A 21,214-nucleotide genomic window follows, 5' to 3' on the forward strand; every position below is an offset into this window, starting at 1 on the left:
TCCTCCTTGCGTACGCGCCGCGCCTGGGGCCATCCGGCAGCGTGGTGTGGACCTCAGCCTATCGAGATCCGTTCGCACACCCGAATCCCGGCCCGGACCTGTGCGGCGGGCATGAGCGATACGAACCGTACCCTTGCCGCTATGCGACACGGCACGATCCCGGGCGCCCACGGGCGCGTCCGGCCTCTTTCCCTGCTCGGGGACACCGTTCTGCACGAGCCCTGCGGCGAGGTCACCGACTTTGGTCCCGAAGTGGCCGACCTCGTGGAGGACTTGTTCGCGACCATGTACGCGGCACAGGGGGTGGGGCTGGCGGCGAATCAGATCGGGGTGCCTTTGCGGGTATTCGTCTACGACTGTCCGGATGACGATGATGTGCGGCATCTGGGACATGTGGTGAACCCGCGGCTGGTGGAGTCCGACGGCGTGGTGATCCGGGGGCCCGAGGGCTGTCTGTCCCTGCCGGGCCTGGAGGCGGGGACCGAGCGCTACGACCATGCGGTGGTCGAGGGCTTCACGGTGACCGGCGAACCGGTCACCGTGCACGGCACGGGGTTCTTCGCGCGCTGTCTGCAGCACGAGTGCGACCACCTGGAGGGCCGGGTGTACGCGGACCACCTGACGGGGTGGCGCAAGCGGAGGCTCGCGAGGCGGATCAACCGGGCGTCGTGGAGCGGCCGGGCGGAAGCGCCCTAGAACCCCGGACCCCCCATCCTGTCCCCGGCCGCCGCGAGGCGGCCCCACAGCAGGTCGGCGAGGGATCGCACCAACTCCCCCCGGGAGCAGGGGCGTTCGCCCAGCCACCAGTCCCCGGCGGCGTGCATCATCCCGACGATCCCGTGGCCCCACACCCGTGCGAGCTGCTGGCTCTCCGGGCCGAGGTCCACCCGCTCCTCGATGACCTGGGCCAGTTCCTCGCCCATACGCCGAAGCAGCGGAGCCGAATGCTTGCCGACGTCGAACCCCTGGTCGCCGCCCTGGCCGCCCTCCGCCGGATGCATCAGGAACCGGTACACCTGGGGCCGTGCCTCGATCGCGGCGAGATACGTGTCCAGCGTCGACTCGACCCGCTCCCGCCGGTCGGCCGGAGCGTCCAGAGCCGCCCGCAGCGAATCGAGCAGTGCGTCCGTATGGCGCTTGGCCAAGGCCGCGTAGAGGCCGCCCTTGTCGCCGAAGTGGCGGTAGAGGATCGGCTTCGTGATGCCCGCCTCGGCCGCGATCGCGTTCATCGAGGCCTGCGGGCCGTCGCGGAGCACCACCCGGTCGGCGGCCTCCAGCAGCTCGCGCCGTCGGCGGTCGGCGGACCGCTGCTGATCGGTCCGCTGTGTGGTGTCCATGTGCTCTCCCCACCCGTGCTGATTCGGTGACGCCTGCGCAAACTAGCACTGACTGTGCCCCTTACATCGAACGGGATGCCGAGACGTCATCACCGGTTGACTTTTCCTACCCGTCGGTAACAGACTCGGGTTACCGCTAGTAACATCGCACCACCGCCGCTGGAGGGGACATGGCCGAGTTCACCATGGAGCTGAACGACGAACAGAGGGAAGTCCGGGACTGGCTCCATGGCTTCGCCGCCGACGTGATCCGCCCCGCGGCGGCCGAGTGGGACGAGCGCGAGGAGACCCCCTGGCCGGTGATCCAGGAGGCCGCGAAGGTCGGCATCTACTCCCTCGACTTCTACGCGCAGCAGTACTTCGACCCCACCGGGCTCGGCATCCCGATGGCGATGGAGGAGCTGTTCTGGGGCGACGCGGGCATCGCCCTGTCCATCGTGGGCACCGGTCTCGCCGCCGTGGGCGTGCTCGCCAACGGCACCGAGGAACAGATCGGCACCTGGATCCCGCAGATGTACGGCGACCAGAACGACGTCAAGGTCGCCGCGTTCTGCTCCTCCGAGCCCGACGCCGGCTCGGACGTCGCCTCCCTGCGCACGCGGGCCGTCTACGACGAGGCCAAGGACGAGTGGGTGATCAACGGCACGAAGACCTGGGCGACCAACGGCGGCATCGCCAACGTCCACGTCGTCGTCGCCAGCGTCGACGCGGAGCTGGGCTCCAAGGGCCACGCCTCCTTCATCGTCCCGCCGGGCACGCCGGGCCTCGCCCAGGGGCAGAAGTTCAAGAAGCACGGCATCCGCGCCTCGCACACCGCCGAGGTCATCCTCGACAACGTCCGCGTCCCCGGCTCCTGCCTGCTCGGCGGCAAGGAGAAGCTGGACGAGCGGCTGGCCCGGGCCCGGGAGAAGGCGAAGGCCGCCGGCGGTGAGCGCGTCAAGAACGCGGCGATGGCCACGTTCGAGGCGTCCCGCCCCGCCGTCGGCGCGATGGCGGTCGGCACCGCCCGGGCCGCGTACGAGGTCGCCCTCGACTACGCGAGGACCCGGGAGCAGTTCGGACGGCCGATCATCGACAACCAGGGCGTGGCCTTCCAGCTCGCGGACATGCGGACGCAGATCGACGCGGCCCGTCTGCTCGTGTGGCGGGCGTCCTGGATGGCGGTGAACGGCAAGCCGTTCACCGCGGCCGAGGGTTCGATGTCGAAGCTGTTCGCGAGTGAGACCGCGAAGAAGGTCACCGCCCAGGCCATCCAGATCCTCGGCGGCAACGGCTACACCCGTGAGTACCCGGTCGAGCGGATGCACCGGGACAGCGCGATCTACACGATCTTCGAGGGCACGAGCGAGATCCAGCGGCTGGTGATCGCCCGCACCCTCGCGGGGATGCCCATCCGTTAACGGTGCCTGAGCGGTGTCAGCTGCTCGATGTCGTACTTCGCCCGTAGCGCCTCGATGGCCTCCTGGTCCGGTGGGCCCCCGTTCCCGAGGATCTCCAGCAGCTCCTCGAAATAGCGCTCGTGGTCCGGTGGGGGAGACGCCTGGAAGAACATCTTCGCGGGCGTCTCCGTCGGATTGGCGAAGGCGTGCGGGCACCCCGGCGGTACGACGATCACCGTTCCCGGAGTCGCCCGCACCACCCTGTTGCCCGAACTCGACTCCCACTTCTTCCAGTTGTCGGGAGTGCGGATGCGCGGCTCGAAGGCGAGCACGTCCAGTTCGCCCTCCAGGACGTAGAACAACTCCTCGCTGCGGGTGTGGACATGGGCGCCCACGTCGAAGCCGGGCGGGACCTCCACCTCGAAGGTGGAGGCCATCCGCGAGTGCATGCCGGTGACCTTGAACGTCACCCGCTGGGCCGGGGTCTCCACGACCCGGCCGTGGCCCGGCGGCACGTACAGTCCCTCGGTCCAGGTCATGAGCCGCTCACCAGGTCACCGGCAGGGCCTCGGGACCCCGGATCAGCGCGCCCTTCTTGAACGGCACCTTCTCCGGCGGTACGGCCAGCCTCAGACCCGGCACCCGGTCCAGCAGGGTGTCGACGAGCAGTTCCTCCTCCAGCCGGGCGAGCTGGCCGCCGGGGCAGTAGTGCGGGCCGAACCCGAAAGAGACGTGGGGGTTGGGACTGCGGGAGAAGTCGATGGTCTCAGGGTCGGGGAACACCTCCGGGTCGCGGTTGGCGGCCAGGTAGGAGTTGTACACCGCGTCGCCCGCCCGGATCCGCACGCCCCGGATCTCCACGTCCTCCAGGGCGATCCGGGACAGGCCGACCGCGTTGCGGTGCGGGATCCAGCGCAGGAGCTCGTCGATCGCCCTGGGGCGGATCTCCGGTTCCGCGCGCAGCCGCTCCACCAGGTCGGGGCGGGTCAGCAGCAGATAGAACATCTGCCCGCTGTTGTTCGTGACCGCCTCGCCGCCGATCTGCAGCAGCCCCGCGAGCCCGACGGCCTCCTCGAGGGTCACCTCGCCCCGGCCCACCGCGGCGCCGAGCAGGGAGGTGACGTCCTCGGCCGTGCTGTTCTCGCGCAGCCCGATCAGGTCGGAGAAGTAGGCGGCCATCTCCCGTTTGGCCTTCTCGCTGACCTCCTTGCCGTTCGAGGAGGACAGGATGAGCTGGGTCCAGGTGTGCATGGTGTGCCGGTCGGCGGCCGGGACGCCCATCATCTCGCAGATCACCGCGATCGGGAACGGGCTGAGGACCGTGGCCGTGAGATCGGCGGGCGGGCCGTCCTGGAGGAGTTCGTCGACCAGTTCCTCCAGCATGGCGCGCGCCGACTCCCGCACCCGCTCCACACCCTTCGCGGTGAACGCGGCCGCCACCGAGCGCCGCAGCCGGGTGTGGTCGGGTGGGTCGAGGAAGCCGACGGCGCCCGGATCGGGGATGAAGTGCGGGGCCAGCCGGGTGACCGGCTTCTCCATGACCGCCTCGCGGCTGAACCGCGGGTCGTTGGTCACCATCCGCACGTCGTCCATCCGGGTCACCAGCCAGGCCCAGCCCTCCCCGTTGGGCAGCTGGATGCGGGTGACCGGGCCTTCGCGCATGAGCTCTCTCAGCACCGGGTCGAAGTCCGTCCCGGTCAGGTCGAGCGCCGGCCAGTGCCGGATCGGGGGCAGGGTCTCGGTGAGCGTCTCTTCGGTCATGCCGTACTCATGCCGTCTCTCGGTCGGGGCCGCGCCAGCGGCCCAGCGCCATTTCCGCGGTGATGCCGGGTCCGAACCCGGCGAGGAGCCCGCGCGCCCGGTGGTGGGCGCCGCCCTCGTCGAACATCCGGCGCAGCGCGTCCAGCACGACGCCGGAGGCGATGTTGCCGTACTCGGTGAGGGTCGCCCGGCTGAACCGGAACGCGTGCGGGTCGACCTGGAGGAACTTGCTCAGGTCGTCGAGGATGCGGGGCCCGCCGGCGTGGACGATGTAGAAGTCCAGGTCGGACGCGTCCCAGCCATGCGTGCCCGCGAGGTCCTGCAGGGCCGGGGCCAGCGGTTCCATGGTGGCCGGCACCCGCTTGTCGAGCAGGAAGTGGAAGCCGGTCGCGCGGACGTCGTACATGATCCACTCTTCGGTCTTGGGGATCAGGTACGAGCCGTTGCGTTCGAGCTCGATGCCGGTGCCGCCCCTGCCGCGGACCACGGCGGCGGCTATGCCGTCACCGAACAGGCCGTTGGAGAGCAGCGATCCGACGCCGAGGTCGGTGGGCTGGTAGCACAGCGAGCAGAACTCGCAGGCCACGATCAGCGCGTTGGCGTCGGGATAGGCCGTGCAGAAGTCGTGCGCGCGGTTGATCGCCGCGCCGCCGGCCGCACAGCCCAGCTGGGCTATGGGGAGCTGTCGGGTGGTGGGGTCGAAGTCCATCTCGTTGATCAGCCACGCCGTGAGCGAGGGCATCATGAAGCCCGTGCACGAGACGTAGACGATCACGTCGATGTCGGCGGTGAGGAGTTCCGCGTCGTCGAGCGCCCGCTGGATCACCGCGGGGACCCGGGCCTTGGCCTCGGCCTCGTAGAGCTTGTTGCGCTCCTCGAAGCCGGGGTGCTTGAGGGTCTCCTCGATGGGCTGCACTATGTGCCGTGTCCTGACGCCCGTGTTCGCGATCAGCCGCAGTGCGAGCGGCAGTTGAGGGTGGTCCGCGTGGCGGGAGCGCGCCAGCTCCAGCGTCTCCTCCATCGTGATCACGTGTTCCGGAACCGATACCGAGGGTCTGCACAAAGTCGCCATGAACCGTGCCTGCTTTCAGCCTTCCGGCAGGCATGCGCCCGCCGGTCAGAGGATCGTCGTTCACCTCAGGAGGTGGTTCACCCACGATCACTCGGTCCGGCGACGATCTCGCGCCGGACTACTCCAGACCGGGGACCCCGTGCCAGGGTCGGACGAGAAGCCGCACGTCCGCGCGAGGGAGCACACCATGACGGCAACGGCCAGGGACCTGCTGCTGGGAATCACCCGGGCACTGGCCGCGGAACCGCAGGTCAACGCCTTCGTCCCGCTGGTGGAGAGCGGCGGGGCGGCTCCCGAGGCGCTCGCCCGCCTCGCCCTGGAACAGCAGTGGGTGATCCCCGCCGACCGCCGGTCCTTCCAGCACCTGGCCCAGCGCGCCGACCCCGCCTCGGCGGCGTTCTTCACCACGCTCGCGGCGGGCGAGGAACTGGCGGCACGGCACCTGACCGCCTTCGCGCGGGCCTGCGGCGTCACCGCCGAGCGCGCGCGGACGTACGTGCCCCTGGCGGGCTGTCAGGCCTACCCCGCCTACGTCTCCTGGCTGGCCCTCAACGCCTCCCCGGTGGACGTCGTGCCGGCCCTCACCGCGAACTTCTCCGCGTGGGGCGGCTACTGCGCCCGCATCGCGGCGGGCCTGCGCACGCACTACGGCTTCACGGACGAGTCCTGCGCGTTCTTCGACTTCTTCGCCGCACCGGCTCCGGAGCTGGATCGGCAGGCGACGACAGCGGTCCAGGCGGGCCTGGACACCGGCACGCTCACCACGGACAGCGCACACACCTACGGAAGCCTGCTCCAGGCGTACGAGGGGATGTTCTGGGCGTCGCTGGGCCTGCCCGCCTAGGGCGCCCCGCTGCTGTGCGCGATACAGGCCACGTCGATGCGATCCGCGAGCTTGGCCAGCTCGATGGTCAAAGCAGCGACCGTGTCCTCGTCCAGCCCCTGCTCCCCGGCCTCGACGAGCCGCAGCCACCGCCCGCCCACGGTCCGCAGCAGCTTACTCACGTCGGCCGCAGCCACCTGCAAGGTACCGCGGTCGTCGACGATCAGAGGCAGGGTCACTTCGCGGTTCACAAAAGGGGATGGTAGCCGCGCAGCGCTCACGCACCCTGCCAAACCGTGGTGATGTTGCAGAACTCCCGGATTCCGTGCCCGGACAGCTCACGCCCGTACCCGGACCGCTTGACCCCGCCGAACGGGAACGCCGGATGGGAGGCGGTCATCCCGTTGACGTACACGGATCCCGCCTCCAGATCGCGCGTGAACCGCTCCACCTCGCCCTCGTCCCGCGTCCACACGTTGGAACTCAGTCCGAACGGCGAGTCGTTGGCGATGAGCAGCGCCTCGTCCAGGTCACCGGCCCGGTACAGCGTGGCCACCGGCCCGAACGCCTCCTCCCGGTGGATGCGCATCTCCCGGGTGATGCCGGCCAGCACGGTCGGCGGGTAGTACCAGCCCGGACCGTCCGGCCGTTCGCCACCGCACAGCACCCCGGCCCCGCTCCGCCTCGCGTCGTCGACCAGTTCCTCCAGGTCCTTGCGGCCCTGCTCGCTGGAGAGCGGTCCGACCTCGGTGTCCTCCTCCAGCGGGTCGCCGACCTTCAGCGCCGTCATGCCGGCGACGAACCTCTCCGCGAAGGCGTCGTAGACGTCGGTGTGCACGATGAACCGCTTGGCGGCGATGCAGGACTGCCCGTTGTTCTGCACGCGCGCGGTCACCGCCACCTCGGCCGCCCGGTCCAGGTCGGCGGAGGGCATGACGACGTACGGGTCGCTGCCGCCCAGCTCCAGCACCGTCTTCTTGATCATCTCGCCGCAGGTGGACGCCACCGCCCGGCCCGCCGGCTCGCTGCCGGTGAGCGTCGCCGCCTTCACCCGTTCGTCGCGCAGGATGTCGTCGACCGCGCCCGAGCCGATCAGCAGCGTCTGGAAACAGCCCTCCGTGAAGCCCGCCCGGTGGAACAGGTCCTCCAGGTAGAGGGCCGTCTGGGGGACGTTGGAGGCGTGCTTGAGCAGGCCCACGTTGCCGGCCATCAGCGCGGGCGCGGCGAACCGGATCACCTGCCAGAGCGGGAAGTTCCACGGCATCACCGCGAGGACGGGGCCCAGCGGCCGGTAGCGGACACGCACCCGGGACGCGCCCGAGTCCCGTACGTCCGCATCGGCCGGCTCCTCGTCGGCCAGCAGCGCCTCCGCGTGCTCGGCGTACCAGCGCATCGCCCTGGCGCACTTCGCGGCCTCCGCCCAGGCCTGCTTGACCGGCTTTCCCATCTCCGTGGTCATGACACGGCCGATCTCCCGCCGGTCCTCGTCCAGCAGGTCGGCGGCCCGCAGCAGCAGTCGGCCCCGGTCGACGAACGACATCGTCCGGTAGGTGCGGAACGTGGCCTCGGCGAGCTGGAGCCGGCGTTCCAGCTCTTCCTCGCCCATGGGCTCGTACGTCTTGAGCGTCTCGCCGTTCGCCGGGTTGACCGTCGCGATGGGCATGGCTGACCTCCCTGGGAGCGGGCTTGCTTCGACCTTCGCGCGCGGTACGGCCGTCCGCAACGCGTGGGGTCCGCTTCAGCCCGAGTGCTCCGCCAGCCGGTCGAGAAACGCGGCCTGCGCGGTGATGACCAGCCCACGGGCCCGGTCCAGGCCGAGCCACTCCACCCGGTCCAGCTCCGGGAACTCCCGCACCCGGCCGGACCGCGGCGGCCACTCCATGGTGAACGTGCCGGGGCGGAAGCCGCTCAGGTCCGGGTCGGCCTCGACGGCCCACGCCGTGACGACCTTCCCGTTCTTCTGCGCGACCTCGCCGAGCGGTACGGCCCTGCCGTCGGGCGGCGTCAGGCCCAGTTCCTCCTGGAACTCGCGCCGGGCGGCCTCCCAGGCGGGCTCATCGGGTCCGTACTCGCCCTTGGGGACGGTCCACGCCCCGGCGTCCTTCTTCGCCCACAGAGGACCCCCCATATGGCCGAGCAGGACCTCGAGTCCCTCAGCCGTGTGCCGGAACAACAGCAGTCCCGCGCTGCGCCTGGTCGCACGCACCGTCACGGCATGACCTCCGGGTGGGCCGCCAGCAGGGCCTCCACCGTATCGGCCTCCTCGGGGCGCTTGTCCTCGCGGTAGCGGACGACGCGGGCGAAGCGCAGGGTGACGCCGGCCGGGTAGCGGGAGGAGCGCTGCAGGCCGTCGTAGGCGATCTCCACGACGAGTTCGGGGCGGACCCGGACCACCCAGCCGTCGTCCTCGACCGCCAGTTCCCGCAGCCGCCCGGTCTGCCAGGCGAGCATCGTGTCGGTCATGCCCTTGAAGGTCTTGCCCAGCATGGCGAAGGTGCCGTCCGCGGCGCGGGCGCCGAGGTGGAGGTTGGACAGCTTGCCCGTGCGCCTGCCGTGGCCCCACTCGGCGGCCAGCACGACCAGGTCGAGGGTGTGGACGGGCTTGACCTTCAGCCAGGAGGCACCGCGCCGGCCCGCGCTGTAGGGCGCGTCGAGCGCCTTGACCACCACGCCCTCGTGGCCGCGGGTCAGGGTCTCGGCGAGGAACCGTTCCGCCTCCGCGATGTCCTCCGGCCCGGAGGCCACCGTCCGGCGCACCCGCATCGGCCCGGGCGCCAGGCGGGCCAGCCGGGCGTGCCGCTCGGCGAAGGGCAGGTCCAGCAGATCGGTGCCGTCGACCGACAGGGCGTCGAAGAACACGGGGGAGACCGGCACCTGCCCGGCCGCCCTCGCCACGTCCGTCCGCGAGCCGACCCGGCCCGCCGTCTCCTGGAAGGACCGGGGCCGCCCGGACGCGTCGAAGGAGATCACCTCGCCGTCCAGGATGAACCGCTCACCCCGCAACTCCCGCGCGGCGGCCGTCACTTCGGGCAGCCGGTCGGTGATGTCGTCCAGGGTGCGGGTGTGCACCCGGACCGTGTCGCCGTCCCGGTGGACCTGTACCCGGATGCCGTCCAGCTTCTCCTCCACCGCGCAGGCGCCGAGCTTTTCCACCGCCTCGGCGACCGAGGACGCGCTGTGCGCCAGCATCGGCAGCACCGGGCGGCCCACGGTGAGCCGGAACCGGTCGAGCGCCTCTGGCCCCTCGGCGAGCAGGGCCTGGGCGACCGTCTGCAGCGACCCGGAGAGCATCACCGCCCGGCGTACGGCGGCCGGATCGGCGCCGGTCGCCCGGGCGAGGCCCTCCACGGCGACGGCGTCCAGCGCGCCCTGCCGTACCTCGCCGGTGAGCAGCCCGAGCAGGAAACGCTGCTCGTCCTCGGTGGCCGCGCCCATCAGCTCTCCGACGAGCCGCACCCGCTTCGCCTGCGAGCCCGGCCCGGCCACCTTGCCCAGCTCGGTGAGCAGGGCGTCGACCTCGCGGACCGTGAGGGAGGGCACGCCGGCCGGCGGCACGTGCCGGCTGAGCACCTTCCAGCCGACGCCGAGCCGTCCCTGCGGCAGCCGCCCGGCCAGATACGGGATGACGATCGGCACGTCGTCCGCGTCCGCCTCCCGGAACAGCTCCGCGAGCAGCGCCGTCTTGCGGGACCGGGCCGCCGTCGCGGCGACCTCCCGGGACACCTGGGCGAGCCGGGTCAGCAGCATGCCATCAGGGTGCACCGTTGAAGCGGCGTCTACACCCGGGCGGCCGCGTCGAGGTCGGTCATCAGGAGCTCCCCGTTGATCGCCGCCCCCGCCCGGTGACCGCGGCTCGCCGCGTTGACCACCTGTTCGGCGAAGCCGCTCGCGTTGCCCGCCGCCCACAGCCCGGGCACGCTCGTCAGGCCCCGTTCGTCGATCACCGGGAAGGCGCCGAAGGGCGTCTCGCGCATCTCGGCGCCCAGCTTCAGCAGCAGGTCGTTGTGGGGCACGGCGCGCGGGGCCACGTACAGCACCTCGCGGGCGTGGACCGTGCCGTCCGCGAGCCGTACCCCTGTGAGCCGGTCCTCGGTCACGACGAGTTCCGCGACCTTCCCGGGCACGACCGTGACCCGCGCGGCGGCCAGCCGGCGAAGATCCCCGTCCGTCAGCTCCGGCTCGCCCACCTCGTGCAGGAAGAGCCGCACGTCCTTCGACCACTGGGTGACCATCAGCGCCTGGTGCACGCTCAGCGGCGAGGTCGCGAGCACGCCGGTCGGCAGGTCGCGGGCCTCCCAGCCGTGGCAGTACGGGCAGTGCACCACGTCCCGGCCGAACCGTTCGGCCAGCCCCGGCAGCGGCGGCAGCTCGTCCTTGAGGCCGGTGGCGATCACCAGCTGCCGGGCCCGTACCGCCGGCCCGCCGGCGAGCCGTGCGGTGAAGCCCCCGGCGTCCCGGTCCGCGTCCACCACCCGGTCCCGGACCAGGTCCACCCCGTACCGGGCGATCTCCTCGCGCCCGGCGGCCAGGAACTCGGCCGGAGACATGCCGTCCCGGGACAGATACCCCTGCATGTGCGCGGCCGGCGCGTTGCGCGGCTCGCCGGCGTCGACCACCAGAGTGCGGCGCCGGGCCCGGCCGAGGACCAGCGCGGCGGACAGCCCGGCGGCACCGCCACCGACGACGACCACTTCGTACGTGTTGTTCCCGGTCATGAGCCGACGGTCGCGCGCCGCCCGCGGGATTGACAAACACATTTGCCGATTCTGCAATGGAGTCATGAGCACGGACGACGTACTGGCGGAAGTGGGCGCCCGGCTGCGGCGCATCCGCAAGGAGCGGGAGGTGACCCTGGCCGCGCTGTCCGAGGCGACGGGGATCTCCGTGAGCACCCTGTCCCGGCTGGAGTCGGGTCTGCGCAGGCCCAGCCTCGAACTGCTGCTGCCGATCGCCCAGGCCCATCAGGTGCCGCTGGACGAGCTGGTCGGCGCGCCGCCGGTGGGGGACCCGCGGGTGCGCTCCAAGCCGATCGTGCGGGGCGGGCGCACCCACTGGCCGCTGACGCGTCAGCCCGGCGGCCTCCAGGCCTTCAAGGTGCTGGAACCGAAGCGCGATCTCGAACCGGAGCCCCGCACCCACGAGGGCTACGAGTGGCTGTACGTGCTCTCCGGCCGGCTGCGGCTGGTCCTGGGCGAGCACGATGTGGTGCTGTCGGCCGGGGAGGCCGCAGAGTTCGACACGCGGGTGCCGCACTGGTTCGGGTCGACCGGCGAGGGGCCGGTGGAGTTCCTCAGTCTGTTCGGGCCGCAGGGGGAGCGGATGCACGTACGGGCCCGGCCGACGCGCACGTGACGTGTCCGACTCCGCGGGTATGGCGCCGGCTGTTCCCTGATCGGCAAGCGACCGCTTAGTATGCCGTCGGACCCGGTCAGACGAAGCAGTCCCGTGGAGGCCCCGCATGCAGGCATGGCAAGTGCACGAGAACGGCGAGCCGAGCGAGGTGATGCGCCTCGCCGAGGTGGAGCGGCCCACGCCCGGTGACGGCCAGGTGCTGTTGCGCGTGCGCGCCGCCAACATCAACTTCCCGGACGCGCTGCTGTGCCGGGGGCAGTACCAGGTACGCCCGCCGCTGCCGTTCACGCCCGGCGTGGAGATCTGCGGTGAGACCGAGGACGGCCGCCGGGTGATCGCCAACCCCGCCCTGCCGTACGGCGGCTTCGCGGAGTACGCCCTCGCCGACGCCCGTGCCCTGCTGCCCGCGCCCGAGTCGCTGGACGACGCGGAAGCCGCCGCGCTGCACATCGGCTACCAGACCGGCTGGTTCGGACTGCACCGCCGGGCCCACCTGGAGGCGGGGGAGACCCTGCTCGTGCACGCCGCCGCCGGAGGCGTCGGCAGCGCCGCCGTCCAGCTCGGCAAGGCGGCCGGCGCCACCGTGATCGGTGTCGTCGGCGGCGCGGAAAAGACCGCCGTGGCCCGCGAGCTGGGCTGTGACGTGGTGGTCGACCGCCGGGCCGAGGACGTCGTCGCGGCCGTGAAGGACGCCACCGGCGGACGCGGCGCCGACGTGATCTACGACCCGGTCGGCGGCGAGGCCTACGCCCAGTCCGCCAAGCTCGTCGCGTTCGAGGGCCGGATCGTCGTCGTCGGCTTCGCCGGCGGCACCATTCCCAGCCCGGCCCTGAACCACGCCCTGGTGAAGAACTACTCGATCCTCGGCCTGCACTGGGGCCTGTACGCCACCAAGAACCCCAAGCTCATCCTGCGCTGCCACGAGGAACTGACCGACCTGGCCGCCCGCGGCGCGATCAAGCCGCTGGTGAGTGAGCGGGTGCCGCTGGGCGAGGCCGCCGCGGCCGTGCAGAAGGTGGCGGACGGCCGGTCCACCGGCCGGATCGCCGTGGTGATGGAGGAAGCAGCATGACCGACGCCGACGAACTGATCCGCCGCACACGGGAGTTGCTGGCCCAGCACCCGATCGCGAGCACCGACCGTCTGGACTTCCTGCGGGCCCGCTTCGACGCCGGCCTCGCCTGGGTGCACTACCCCGAGGGTCTCGGCGGGCTGGGTGCGCCCCGCCACCTCCAGGCCGCCGTGGACGCCGAGCTGGAGGCCGCGGGCGCCCCCGACAACGACGCGCGCCGCAACGGCATCGGGCTCGGCATGGCCGCGCCGACCATCCTGAAGTACGGCACCGACGAGCAGAAGCAGCGCTATCTGCGGCCGCTGTGGACCGGTGAGGAGGTCTGGTGCCAGCTGTTCAGCGAGCCGGGTGCCGGCTCCGACCTCGCCGCGCTCGGCACCCGGGCCGTACGAGAAGGCGACGACTGGGTCGTCAACGGGCAGAAGGTGTGGACCTCCGGCGCGCACAACTCCCGCTGGGCCATCCTCATCGCCCGCACCGACCCGGACGTGCCCAAGCACGCGGGCATCACCTACTTCCTCTGCGACATGACCGACCCGGGTGTCGAGGTCCGGCCGCTGCGCCAGATCACCGGCGAGGCCGAGTTCAACGAGGTCTTCCTCACCGACGTCCGCATCCCCGACTCCCGCCGCCTCGGCGAGGTCGGCGACGGCTGGCGGGTCGCGCAGACCACGCTCAACAACGAACGCGTCGCCATCGGCGGCATGCGGCTGCCCCGTGAGGGCGGCATGATCGGCCCGGTCGCGAAGACCTGGCGCGAACGCCCCGCACTGCGCACCCACGACCTGCACCAGCGGCTGCTGAAGCTCTGGGTCGAGGCCGAGGTCTCCCGTCTCACCGCCGAGCGGCTGCGCCAGCAGCTCGTCGCCGGCCAGCCCGGCCCCGAGGGCGCCGGGATGAAGCTCGCCTTCGCCCGCCTCAACCAGGAGATCAGCGGCCTGGAGGTCGAACTCCGGGGCGAGGAGGGTCTGTTGTACGACGACTGGACCATGCGCCGCCCCGAACTGGTGGACTTCACCGGCCGTGACGCCGGCTACCGCTACCTGCGTGCCAAGGGCAACAGCATCGAGGGCGGGACCAGCGAGGTCCTGCTGAACATCGTCGCCGAGCGCGTCCTCGGTCTGCCCGCCGAGCCGCGCACCGACAAGGACGTCGCATGGAAGGACCTGGCCCGATGAGCACACAGCTCGACCTGCTGTACTCGGAGGAGGAAGAGGCGCTGCGGGCCGCCGTACGGGACGTGCTCACCGACCACTGCGCGCCCGCCGACGTCATCGCACGCACCGAGTCGGACGCCCCGCACGACCTCGCCCTGTGGAAGCTGCTCGCCGACGGCATGGGCCTGGCCGGCCTCCTGGTGCCCGAGGCCCAGGGCGGCCAGGGCGCCTCGCACCGCGAAGTCGCCGTGGTCCTGGAGGAACTGGGGCGGGCGGTCGCTCCCGTGCCGTATCTCACCAGCGCGGTGGTGGCCACCGAGGCCCTGCTGGCCTGCGGCGACGAGGAACTGCTGGAGCGACTGGCCTCAGGGCGCACCATCGGCGCCCTCGCGGTCGGCCTGCACACGGCGCCGGGTGCCGCCTTCCAGGCCGTACGGCTGGAAAACGGCGCCCTGCACGGCGAGGTGACCGGCATCGCGGACGCCGTCGCGGCCGACGTCCTGCTCGTCCCGGCCGACGACGGCGGTCTGTACGCCGTCACCGCCGACGCCGTGACGGTCACCCCGCAGGTCTCCCTGGACCTGACCCGGCCGCTGGCGACGGTGCGGCTGGCGGGTGCCTCCGGCCGCCGCCTCGGTGAGGCCGGGCCCGCGGTGCGACGCGCCCTGCGCGCCGCCGCCGGACTGCTGGCCTCCGAACAACTCGGTGTCTCCGAACAGGCGTTGACCGAGACGGTCCGTTACCTGAAGGAGCGCAAGCAGTTCAACCGGCCGGTCGGCGGTTTCCAGGCGCTCAAGCACCGCCTCGCGCAGCTGTGGCTGGAGGTCGTCAACCTGCGGGCCGCCGCGCGGGCCTCGGCCGATGCGCTGGCCTCCGGCGACGACACCGACGTGAGCGTGGCCGTGGCCCAGGCCTACGCCGCCCCCGTCGCCGTGCACGCCGCCGAGGAGGCGCTGCAACTGCACGCCGGGATCGGTATGACCTGGGAGCATCCGATCCACCTGCACCTCAAGCGGGCCAAGGCGGACTCGATCGCCTACGGCACGGCGGGCGCCCACCGCGAGGCGCTGGCCGGACTGGTGGATCTCCAGGGGCCCTGACACCGGTGGCCACAAGTGAACAGAGGGAGAACTCCCCTGAGCCCGGGGGCGGTTGGCCGTAGACCGAACGCATACTCCCTTGAGGTCCTCTCCGGCACCTCAAGGGAGTACGCGCATGCCCCTCACCACCCGTCGCAGAGCCCTCACCACCCTCGGCGCCGCCCTCGCCGGCGCGGTCGCCCTGCCCGCCTCGCAGGCCCGGGCGGGCGGTTCCCGGCGCGGTCCGCACCCGCTGTGGAACGCCCACGCCCACAACGACTACGAGCATCCCCGGCCGCTGTTCGACGCGCTCGACCACCGCTTCAACAGCGTCGAGGCCGACATCTTCCTCGTCGGCGACCAGCTGCTCATCGGGCACGACAGCTCCGAGCTGGACCCGGCCCGCACCCTCGAGTCGCTCTACCTCGACCCGCTCGCCGCCCGGGTCCGGGCCAACCACGGCTCGGTGTACCGGGGGTGGCACCGTCCGCTGCACCTCCTGATCGACATCAAGACCGAGGGCTCCTCGACGTACCTCGAACTCAACCGCCATCTGCGCCGCCATCCGCACCTGTTCACCCGGTACGCGCACGGCCGGGTGCACCCCGGGCCCGTCACCGCCGTCATCTCCGGCGACCGAGCCGCCCGTGTCCCCATGGAGGCACAGGAGGAGCGACGCGCCTTCTACGACGGCCGGCTCACCGACCTCGGCGGCGCCGCACCCCCCACCTTCATCTCACTGATCAGCGACAACTGGACGGAGAACTTCAGCTGGTCGGGTACGGGCGCGTTCCCCGACACCGAGCGGCAGAAGCTGCGGAGCATCACCGCCGCGGCACACGCGCGCGGGCAGCAGGTGCGGTTCTGGGCCACCCCGGACGCCGCGGGCCCCACCCGCGACGCCCTGTGGACGGAACTGCTCGCCGCCGGCGTCGACTACCTCAACACCGACGACCTGGCCGGCCTGGAGGCCTTCCTCGACGGCCGCCCCGGCGCGTAACACCACACGTTTGGGGGACACGTCAGCCGCCCGGACAAACCCTCCGCTACGCCACACTTACGGCCGAACGCCACTCAAGGGGGCGTGGCGGAGGAGGTTTCCCGGTGGTCATTCCCATCTCTGCGGTGCTGTTGCTCCTGATCCTGGCCGTGATCTTCATTCGCAACTGCGCGCTGAAGATCTCCCATGCCATGGTGTGTGTCCTGCTCGGCTTCTTCCTGGCCGGCACGAGCGTGGCGCCCACCATTCACAGCGGGCTCGTCGCGACCGCCGACCTGGTGAGCACGATGCGTCCCTGAGCTCAGCCGGCCGGGAACACCCCGATGCCGTTCGCGACCGGGCGCTCGGCGCCGCCGCTCGGATGGTTGCGGACGGTCACGGCGCCCGCACCGGCGCCACGGGTGACCAGCTCCGTCGAGCCGCCGCCGTCGAGGTTGAACGCGTCGGACACGCCCAACGAGCGCATGGTCTCGGCCTCTTCCCTGACCGTCATGCCGGTCCGGTAGGCGGCACCCCCGTCCAACGCCATGATCAGCAGCCGGCGTCCGTTGCCGGTGAAACCCACGGCCGTGCGCACGGTCGAGGTCACGTCGTCGAGACCGGACAGCTCCTCGCCGCCCTCGAGGACCGGGAAGCCGCCGATCGCGAACGCGTACGGCACCCCGGACGAGGCCGCCACCAGCCTGTGCGTCACGCGCACCGCGTCCCCGACGGAGAGCTTGCGCAGGCGCCGCGCGCCCTCCTCACGGCCCACCAGGACCGTGGTGCCCGCCGGGATCGCGCCCTTGCCCGGCGTGTCGGAGGCGGAGACCACCCGGCCGCCGCGGACCTTCACCTCGTAGGTGTCGGTGCTGCACGGCCCGGACCGCTGGGTGTCGGTGCCGCACACGGCACGCGTCCGGGAGGCGCTGCCCCACCGCGAGGTGAAGGCGCCGACGGAGTTCTCCGCGAGCGCGTACTGGTTGAGCCCCTTCAGCGGGAACGTGCCCTCCGGCGTCTTCACGGTGCCGGCGAGGGAGAGACGGTCCAGGCGGGCCCGCCGGTCGGCGCCCACACCGAAGACGTCCCGCGTGCCGGTCCCCGGCGGCAGCGCCGGCCCGAACCGCTGGCCTGCCGGTACCGCCGCCTTGAGCACCTGTCCGTCCGCGATCGCGGGTCCGACGCTGGCGCCGGTGGCCTCCACGCCCGGATGCTGGGTCTCGCTGATGTGGAAGAAGTCGCCGTTGACCCCCGCGATCGCGCCGGCCGAGTTCGCCATCCCGGACACGGTGGCCCGGGCCGCCACCGCGCCCGGGTACAGCAGGTCCACGCGGACGTGCGGGTTGCCCAGGTCGACCGTGACCAGGTGGGCGTGCGCCGGGCCCGCGGCCGCCGCCACGTCGAACTGCTGGTAGGTGACACCCGGCGCGATCCGCCTGCTCGCCGGTACGGCAGCGGCCGGTGCGGCCCCCGCGAGGGCCGCACCGGCCAGTACACCGAATGCCGTGACAACCGTGAGAGCCGTTCTGCCCGCTGCCGAACGCCTGTGACGTCTGGTCACCGTGCCCCCTGATGTCTCGTCAACTGTCCCTGTGGTACGGGCTGTCGTACGCGTTGTAAGGGGCAGTGGACCAGAGCGGGGCGACCGCCGGGCCGACTAGGCGTCGACTACGCGAGAACGAGTGAGAAAACGCACCCCCTCGGGTGCCTCCAGCGAAAAGCCGCTGCCCCGTCCGGGTACCACGTCCACGATCAGCCGGGTGTGGCTCCACGCCTCGTACTGGCTCCGGGACATCCAGAAGGTGACGGGTTCGGCCACACCGTCCACCGTCAGCTCCGCCAGCAGCACGTCCGAGTCGCCGGTGCGGAACTCGCCGTCCGGATAGCACATGGGCGCGCTGCCGTCGCAGCAGCCTCCGGACTGGTGGAACATCAGCGGACCGTGCTCGGCGTGCAGCCGCCGCACGAGGTCCGCGGCGTCGGGGGTGAGTTCGACGCGGGGGACTTCCTCATCCATGGGTCACCGTCCTGAAGTGCTGGCGCGCGCGGGCATCGGACCGGCCCAGTCTCATGGTTCGTCGCAGGCCCGTCCAGAAGGCGTCGTTACCCTGCCCGTACCGCTTCGACGACGGGGACGGCGGCCGGGCGCGGGTGTCCGGCGACGGTCCGGCCGCGGGCGGTCCGCCGAGCCGCGGCACCCGGCGGACGATCCGCCGACGGTGGCCGACGCGGACGCGGGGGGGGGGGTGCCGGTCGTCCTCACCGTGGTGGCGGGGCGGCCCACGTACCGGGCGGCCGACCTGTAGCGGCGGAAGGCACCGCGCGGGGGTGGGCGCCTCCTGCCGGCGGGCCCTTCGGGTACTGGGGGAGGCAGGACCCGCCCGCGCCACGCCTCTAGTCGGTGGAGCGCCGCCGGCGGCGGGCGCGTCGGGCCTCGATCAGCAGGGGCAGCGTCGACAGGACGACGACCACGGCGACGAGGGGCAGCAGGTAGTCGTCGACGTGCGGGACGGACGCCCCCAGGCTGTAGCCGGCGAGGACGAGCGCCTGCGACCACAGGATCCCGCCCACGGTCTGCCAGAGCGTGAACGTCCGCACGGGCACCCCGAGCACGCCGGCGACGGGGTGCAGGACCGTCCGCAGCAACGGCACGAACCGGCCGATGACCAGCGCCTTCCCGTGGCCGTACCGGGCGAGCAGCTTCTCGGCCCGGGCGGCCGCCTCCTTCACCCGGTGACTGGAGGTGCGGGCCAGCAGCGCGCGACCGCCGTGCCGGCCGATCAGATACCCGACCTGTGCGCCGACCACCGCGCCGACGGCCGCGCACAGCAGCACCTGCCACAACGCCAGCCGTGGCGTCTGGTGCGCACTGCCGGCACACAGCACGCCGGCCGGGAACAGCAGGGTGTCACCGGGCAGGAAGAAGCCGACGACCAGCAGGCCGGACTCGGCGAAGACCACCACCAGGACGCCGATCGCGCCGAAGGCGGCCAGCACCGAGGCGCTGTTCATCGGATTGACGGCTGTCACCTGGCCGGGCCTCCTGGCCTGCTCGCAGGGGTACTCGCTCACCAGCATCGCCCGGCCACCCGGAAACCGCCTGCCTCGCGCCTCCGGCGGCCGGGACCGCCGGGCCCCGCCGGGTCAGGCGGACTTGAGTGGTTCGCGCAGCTCGGTGGTGTCGAGGACGCGGGCTGTCGGCTCTGGCGCGGGTTCGTGCGGTTGTGCCATGGGGCGGGCCCGGGAGACCCCGCCGTTTGGCCGGTCGGGCTCGGAGACAGGTCCGCGCGGGGCCGGGCGGCCTGGGCTCAGGGCCGGGCCCCGGTGGTTGTCCCACGGGCCGGGGCCGAGACTCGCCCCCGCCCGGTGGGCCGGGCTCGGGGCCGGCCCGTGCCCTGGCCGGCTCGTCCGGCTAGGCGACGGGGCCGTGGGACTGTCCGGGCGGCCGGACCGAGGACCCCGCGGTGCGGGGGCCGGTGGTGCTCCTCAGCCGCCCGCCGTTCCGTGGGTCCCTGTCGGGTGGGTGGCCGGGTCAAGGAGCCGTCGGGTCGGTGGTCGGGGTCAGGGACCCATGGGTTCGGTGGTCGGGGTCATGGGCCCGTGGGTTCGGTGGGCTGGGGGATCGGGGGCTTGGTTTGGTGGCTGGGGTCGTGGAGCCGTTGGGTGGGTGGCCGGGGTCATGGACCCGTCGGTTCGGTGGGCCGGGATCAGGGCCTGGTTTGGTGGCTGGGGTCACGGGCCCGTGGATTCGGTGGGCTGGGATCGAGGGCTTGGTTGGGTGGCTGGGGTCACGGGCCCGTGGGTTCGGTGGGCTGGGATCGAGGGCTTGGTTGGGTGGCTGGGGTCATGGAGCCGTGGGGTGGGTGGCCGGGGCCATGGGGCCGTGGGCTCGGTGGGTCGGGATCAGGGCCCGGTTTGGTGGCTCGGGACAAGGAGCCGTTGGGTGGGTGGCCGGGGTCATGGGCCCGTGGGTTCGGTGGGTCGGGGTCAGGGCCCGGTTTGGCGGCTGGGGGCCATGGAGCCATGGGGCTGGGTGGCCGGGGCAAGGAGGCGTCGGTTCGGTGGTCGGGGGCATGGGCCCGTGGGTTCGGTGGGCCGGGATCGAGGGCCTGGTTTGGTGGCTGGGGTCATGGAGCCGTGGGTGCGGGTGGCTGAGGTCGTGGAGCCGTGGGTGCGGGTGGCCGGGTCAGGGAGCCGTTGGGTGCGGGGCAAGGGGCTGTCGGGTCCGGGGGCGGGGTCATGTGCAGGAGTTCAGGAAGTCGGTCAGGGCCGTGTTCACCTCGTTCGGGCGTTCCTGTTGGGTCCAGTGGCCGCAGCCCGGGAGTTTGAGGGGTTTGCGTCGCAGACCGGGCATCAGGTCGGGGAGCTTCTCGATGAGTTCGGGGGTGCCGGGGAAGGCGGGAACGGCGTCGCGGTCGCCGTAGACGTACAGCGCGGGCCGGCTGACCACGGCGCCGTGCCACGGGGCGGTCAGTTCCCAGTTGCGGTCGAGGTTGCGGTACCAGTTGAGCGCCCCGGTGAAGCCCTCGGAGAAACTCTCGGTCAGCGCGTCGAGGTCGTCCTCGCTGAACCACTCCGGCAGCACGCCGGGGTCCGGCATGTCCGCGAGCCAGCCGCGGTCGGGGTCGACCAGCGGCTGCGTGACGTCGCCGGCATGGGGAGCGTCGCCGGAGGCCCAGTAGAAGAACTTCCGCAGCGCGGTGCGCGTGTCCCGGGCGAACTCGGCGTCGGCGACACCGGGACGGTTGAAGTAGTTCCAGTAGAAGCGGCCGCCGAACATCTCGTCCATGACGGCCAGCGGAGGCCGGGTCCCCCGGAACGGCGGCGGCACGCTCAGGCCGGCCACCCCGAGCACCATGTCCGGCCGCAGCAGGGCGGTGTGCCAGGCGACCGGTGCCCCCCAGTCGTGCCCGACGACGTACGCCTTCTCCTCGCCCAGCGCCTGGATCAGCCCGACGACGTCACCGACCAGATGGAGGATGCTGTACGCGTCGACGGAGCCGGGACGGTCACTGCGCCCGTACCCCCGCTGGTCGGGTGCCACCACTCGGAAGCCGGCCTCGGCCAACGGGCCGAACTGACGGTGCCAGGAGTGCCAGGATTCCGGGAAGCCGTGCAGGAGTACCACCAGCGGGCCGTTGCCCTGTTCGGCGATGTGCAGCCGAATGCCGTTCACATCAACCATTCGATGCTCAACCATGTC

22 protein-coding genes are annotated in these 21,214 nt (G+C 72.0%); 9 read left to right on the forward strand and 13 right to left on the reverse strand.

Going from position 1 to position 21,214, the window contains the following annotated elements; all coding sequences use genetic code 11:
• The first annotated feature begins 141 nt into the window (after window positions 1-141).
• Window positions 142-696, forward strand: coding sequence for a peptide deformylase (gene def, locus AB0D93_RS23480; protein ID WP_362122279.1), 555 nt, complete (start codon window positions 142-144; stop codon window positions 694-696).
• On the opposite strand, the gene AB0D93_RS23485 is transcribed toward def, so the two are convergent.
• Window positions 693-1,337, reverse strand: coding sequence for a TetR family transcriptional regulator (locus AB0D93_RS23485; RefSeq protein ID WP_362122281.1), 645 nt, complete (start codon window positions 1,335-1,337; stop codon window positions 693-695). The two genes, def and AB0D93_RS23485, sit on opposite strands and share 4 nt — an antisense overlap.
• 170 nt (window positions 1,338-1,507) lie before the next feature.
• Between AB0D93_RS23485 and AB0D93_RS23490 the strand changes: the two genes are divergently transcribed.
• Window positions 1,508-2,737: an acyl-CoA dehydrogenase family protein gene (locus AB0D93_RS23490; protein WP_362122283.1), complete on the forward strand. Its 1,230-nt coding sequence runs from the start codon at window positions 1,508-1,510 to the stop codon at window positions 2,735-2,737.
• On the opposite strand, the gene AB0D93_RS23495 is transcribed toward AB0D93_RS23490, so the two are convergent.
• From AB0D93_RS23495 to AB0D93_RS23505, 3 genes are read right to left on the reverse strand one after another with little or no spacing between them, the layout of a single operon-like run.
• Complete coding sequence (locus AB0D93_RS23495) at window positions 2,734-3,255, reverse strand: cupin domain-containing protein (protein ID WP_362122285.1); 522 nt, start codon at window positions 3,253-3,255, stop codon at window positions 2,734-2,736. The two genes, AB0D93_RS23490 and AB0D93_RS23495, sit on opposite strands and share 4 nt — an antisense overlap.
• A 7-nt stretch (window positions 3,256-3,262) precedes the next feature.
• Window positions 3,263-4,477, reverse strand: coding sequence for a cytochrome P450 (locus tag AB0D93_RS23500; RefSeq protein ID WP_362122288.1), 1,215 nt, complete (start codon window positions 4,475-4,477; stop codon window positions 3,263-3,265).
• Window positions 4,478-4,484: 7 nt separating this feature from the next.
• Window positions 4,485-5,549 (reverse strand): type III polyketide synthase, encoded by a 1,065-nt coding sequence (locus AB0D93_RS23505; protein ID WP_362122290.1) that lies wholly within the window; start codon window positions 5,547-5,549, stop codon window positions 4,485-4,487.
• Between the two features lie 187 nt (window positions 5,550-5,736).
• Between AB0D93_RS23505 and AB0D93_RS23510 the strand changes: the two genes are divergently transcribed.
• A complete protein-coding gene (locus AB0D93_RS23510; RefSeq protein WP_362122292.1) occupies window positions 5,737-6,393 on the forward strand; it encodes a transcriptional regulator in 657 nt (218 codons plus the stop codon).
• Here AB0D93_RS23510 and AB0D93_RS23515 read toward each other — a convergent pair.
• The 5 genes from AB0D93_RS23515 to AB0D93_RS23535 form a co-directional block, all read right to left on the reverse strand.
• On the reverse strand, window positions 6,390-6,623 hold the full coding sequence (locus AB0D93_RS23515) for a DUF6213 family protein (RefSeq protein WP_079048970.1): 234 nt from the start codon (window positions 6,621-6,623) through the stop codon (window positions 6,390-6,392). The two genes, AB0D93_RS23510 and AB0D93_RS23515, sit on opposite strands and share 4 nt — an antisense overlap.
• Window positions 6,624-6,649: 26 nt before the next feature.
• Window positions 6,650-8,035: an NADP-dependent succinic semialdehyde dehydrogenase gene (locus AB0D93_RS23520; RefSeq protein WP_362122294.1), complete on the reverse strand. Its 1,386-nt coding sequence runs from the start codon at window positions 8,033-8,035 to the stop codon at window positions 6,650-6,652.
• A 75-nt stretch (window positions 8,036-8,110) separates the two neighbouring features.
• The gene (locus AB0D93_RS23525; RefSeq protein ID WP_362122296.1) at window positions 8,111-8,584 is read right to left on the reverse strand and encodes an NUDIX domain-containing protein; all 474 of its coding nucleotides are present in this window, start codon (window positions 8,582-8,584) and stop codon (window positions 8,111-8,113) included.
• Window positions 8,581-10,119, reverse strand: a complete 1,539-nt coding sequence (locus tag AB0D93_RS23530; protein WP_362122298.1) for an ATP-dependent DNA ligase — start codon at window positions 10,117-10,119, stop codon at window positions 8,581-8,583. Before AB0D93_RS23530 ends, AB0D93_RS23525 begins: the two co-directional genes overlap by 4 nt.
• A 29-nt stretch (window positions 10,120-10,148) precedes the next feature.
• Window positions 10,149-11,087, reverse strand: coding sequence for an NAD(P)/FAD-dependent oxidoreductase (locus AB0D93_RS23535; RefSeq protein WP_362122300.1), 939 nt, complete (start codon window positions 11,085-11,087; stop codon window positions 10,149-10,151).
• 64 nt (window positions 11,088-11,151) lie between these two features.
• Here AB0D93_RS23535 and AB0D93_RS23540 point away from each other — a divergent pair, with 64 nt between their 5' ends.
• The 6 genes from AB0D93_RS23540 to AB0D93_RS23565 all read left to right on the forward strand — a co-directional run bounded on the left by AB0D93_RS23540 (window position 11,152) and on the right by AB0D93_RS23565 (window position 16,331).
• On the forward strand, window positions 11,152-11,724 hold the full coding sequence (locus AB0D93_RS23540; protein ID WP_362122303.1) for an XRE family transcriptional regulator: 573 nt from the start codon (window positions 11,152-11,154) through the stop codon (window positions 11,722-11,724).
• Window positions 11,725-11,830: 106 nt separating this feature from the next.
• Window positions 11,831-12,796 (forward strand): NADPH:quinone oxidoreductase family protein, encoded by a 966-nt coding sequence (locus AB0D93_RS23545; protein ID WP_362122305.1) that lies wholly within the window; start codon window positions 11,831-11,833, stop codon window positions 12,794-12,796.
• Window positions 12,793-13,974 (forward strand): acyl-CoA dehydrogenase family protein, encoded by a 1,182-nt coding sequence (locus AB0D93_RS23550; RefSeq protein ID WP_362122307.1) that lies wholly within the window; start codon window positions 12,793-12,795, stop codon window positions 13,972-13,974. Before AB0D93_RS23545 ends, AB0D93_RS23550 begins: the two co-directional genes overlap by 4 nt.
• Window positions 13,971-15,053, forward strand: a complete 1,083-nt coding sequence (locus tag AB0D93_RS23555; protein ID WP_362122309.1) for an acyl-CoA dehydrogenase family protein — start codon at window positions 13,971-13,973, stop codon at window positions 15,051-15,053. The genes AB0D93_RS23550 and AB0D93_RS23555 overlap by 4 nt, the downstream gene beginning before the upstream one ends.
• A gap of 115 nt (window positions 15,054-15,168) precedes the next feature.
• The gene (locus AB0D93_RS23560; protein WP_362122311.1) at window positions 15,169-16,032 is read left to right on the forward strand and encodes a phosphatidylinositol-specific phospholipase C/glycerophosphodiester phosphodiesterase family protein; all 864 of its coding nucleotides are present in this window, start codon (window positions 15,169-15,171) and stop codon (window positions 16,030-16,032) included.
• A gap of 104 nt (window positions 16,033-16,136) precedes the next feature.
• A complete protein-coding gene (locus tag AB0D93_RS23565) occupies window positions 16,137-16,331 on the forward strand; it encodes a hypothetical protein (RefSeq protein ID WP_362122313.1) in 195 nt (64 codons plus the stop codon).
• 2 nt (window positions 16,332-16,333) lie between these two features.
• Here AB0D93_RS23565 and AB0D93_RS23570 read toward each other — a convergent pair whose 3' ends face one another.
• The 4 genes from AB0D93_RS23570 to AB0D93_RS23585 form a co-directional block, all read right to left on the reverse strand.
• Window positions 16,334-17,572, reverse strand: a complete 1,239-nt coding sequence (locus AB0D93_RS23570; RefSeq protein ID WP_362122315.1) for a phosphodiester glycosidase family protein — start codon at window positions 17,570-17,572, stop codon at window positions 16,334-16,336.
• 96 nt (window positions 17,573-17,668) lie between these two features.
• Entirely contained in the window at window positions 17,669-18,028 is a 360-nt protein-coding gene (locus tag AB0D93_RS23575) for a DUF779 domain-containing protein (RefSeq protein WP_362122317.1), read from the reverse strand.
• Window positions 18,029-18,405: 377 nt separating this feature from the next.
• Window positions 18,406-19,041 carry a DedA family protein gene (locus AB0D93_RS23580; RefSeq protein ID WP_362122319.1) on the reverse strand — a complete coding sequence of 212 codons (636 nt, stop codon included), beginning with the start codon at window positions 19,039-19,041 and terminating at the stop codon, window positions 18,406-18,408.
• Window positions 19,042-20,248: 1,207 nt separating this feature from the next.
• Window positions 20,249-21,211 carry an alpha/beta hydrolase gene (locus AB0D93_RS23585; RefSeq protein WP_362122321.1) on the reverse strand — a complete coding sequence of 321 codons (963 nt, stop codon included), beginning with the start codon at window positions 21,209-21,211 and terminating at the stop codon, window positions 20,249-20,251.
• Between the last annotated feature and the right edge of the window lie 3 nt (window positions 21,212-21,214).

The organism is Streptomyces sp. NPDC048191 (assembly GCF_040652655.1).
In the GTDB taxonomy this organism is placed as follows: Bacteria; Actinomycetota; Actinomycetes; order Streptomycetales; family Streptomycetaceae; genus Streptomyces.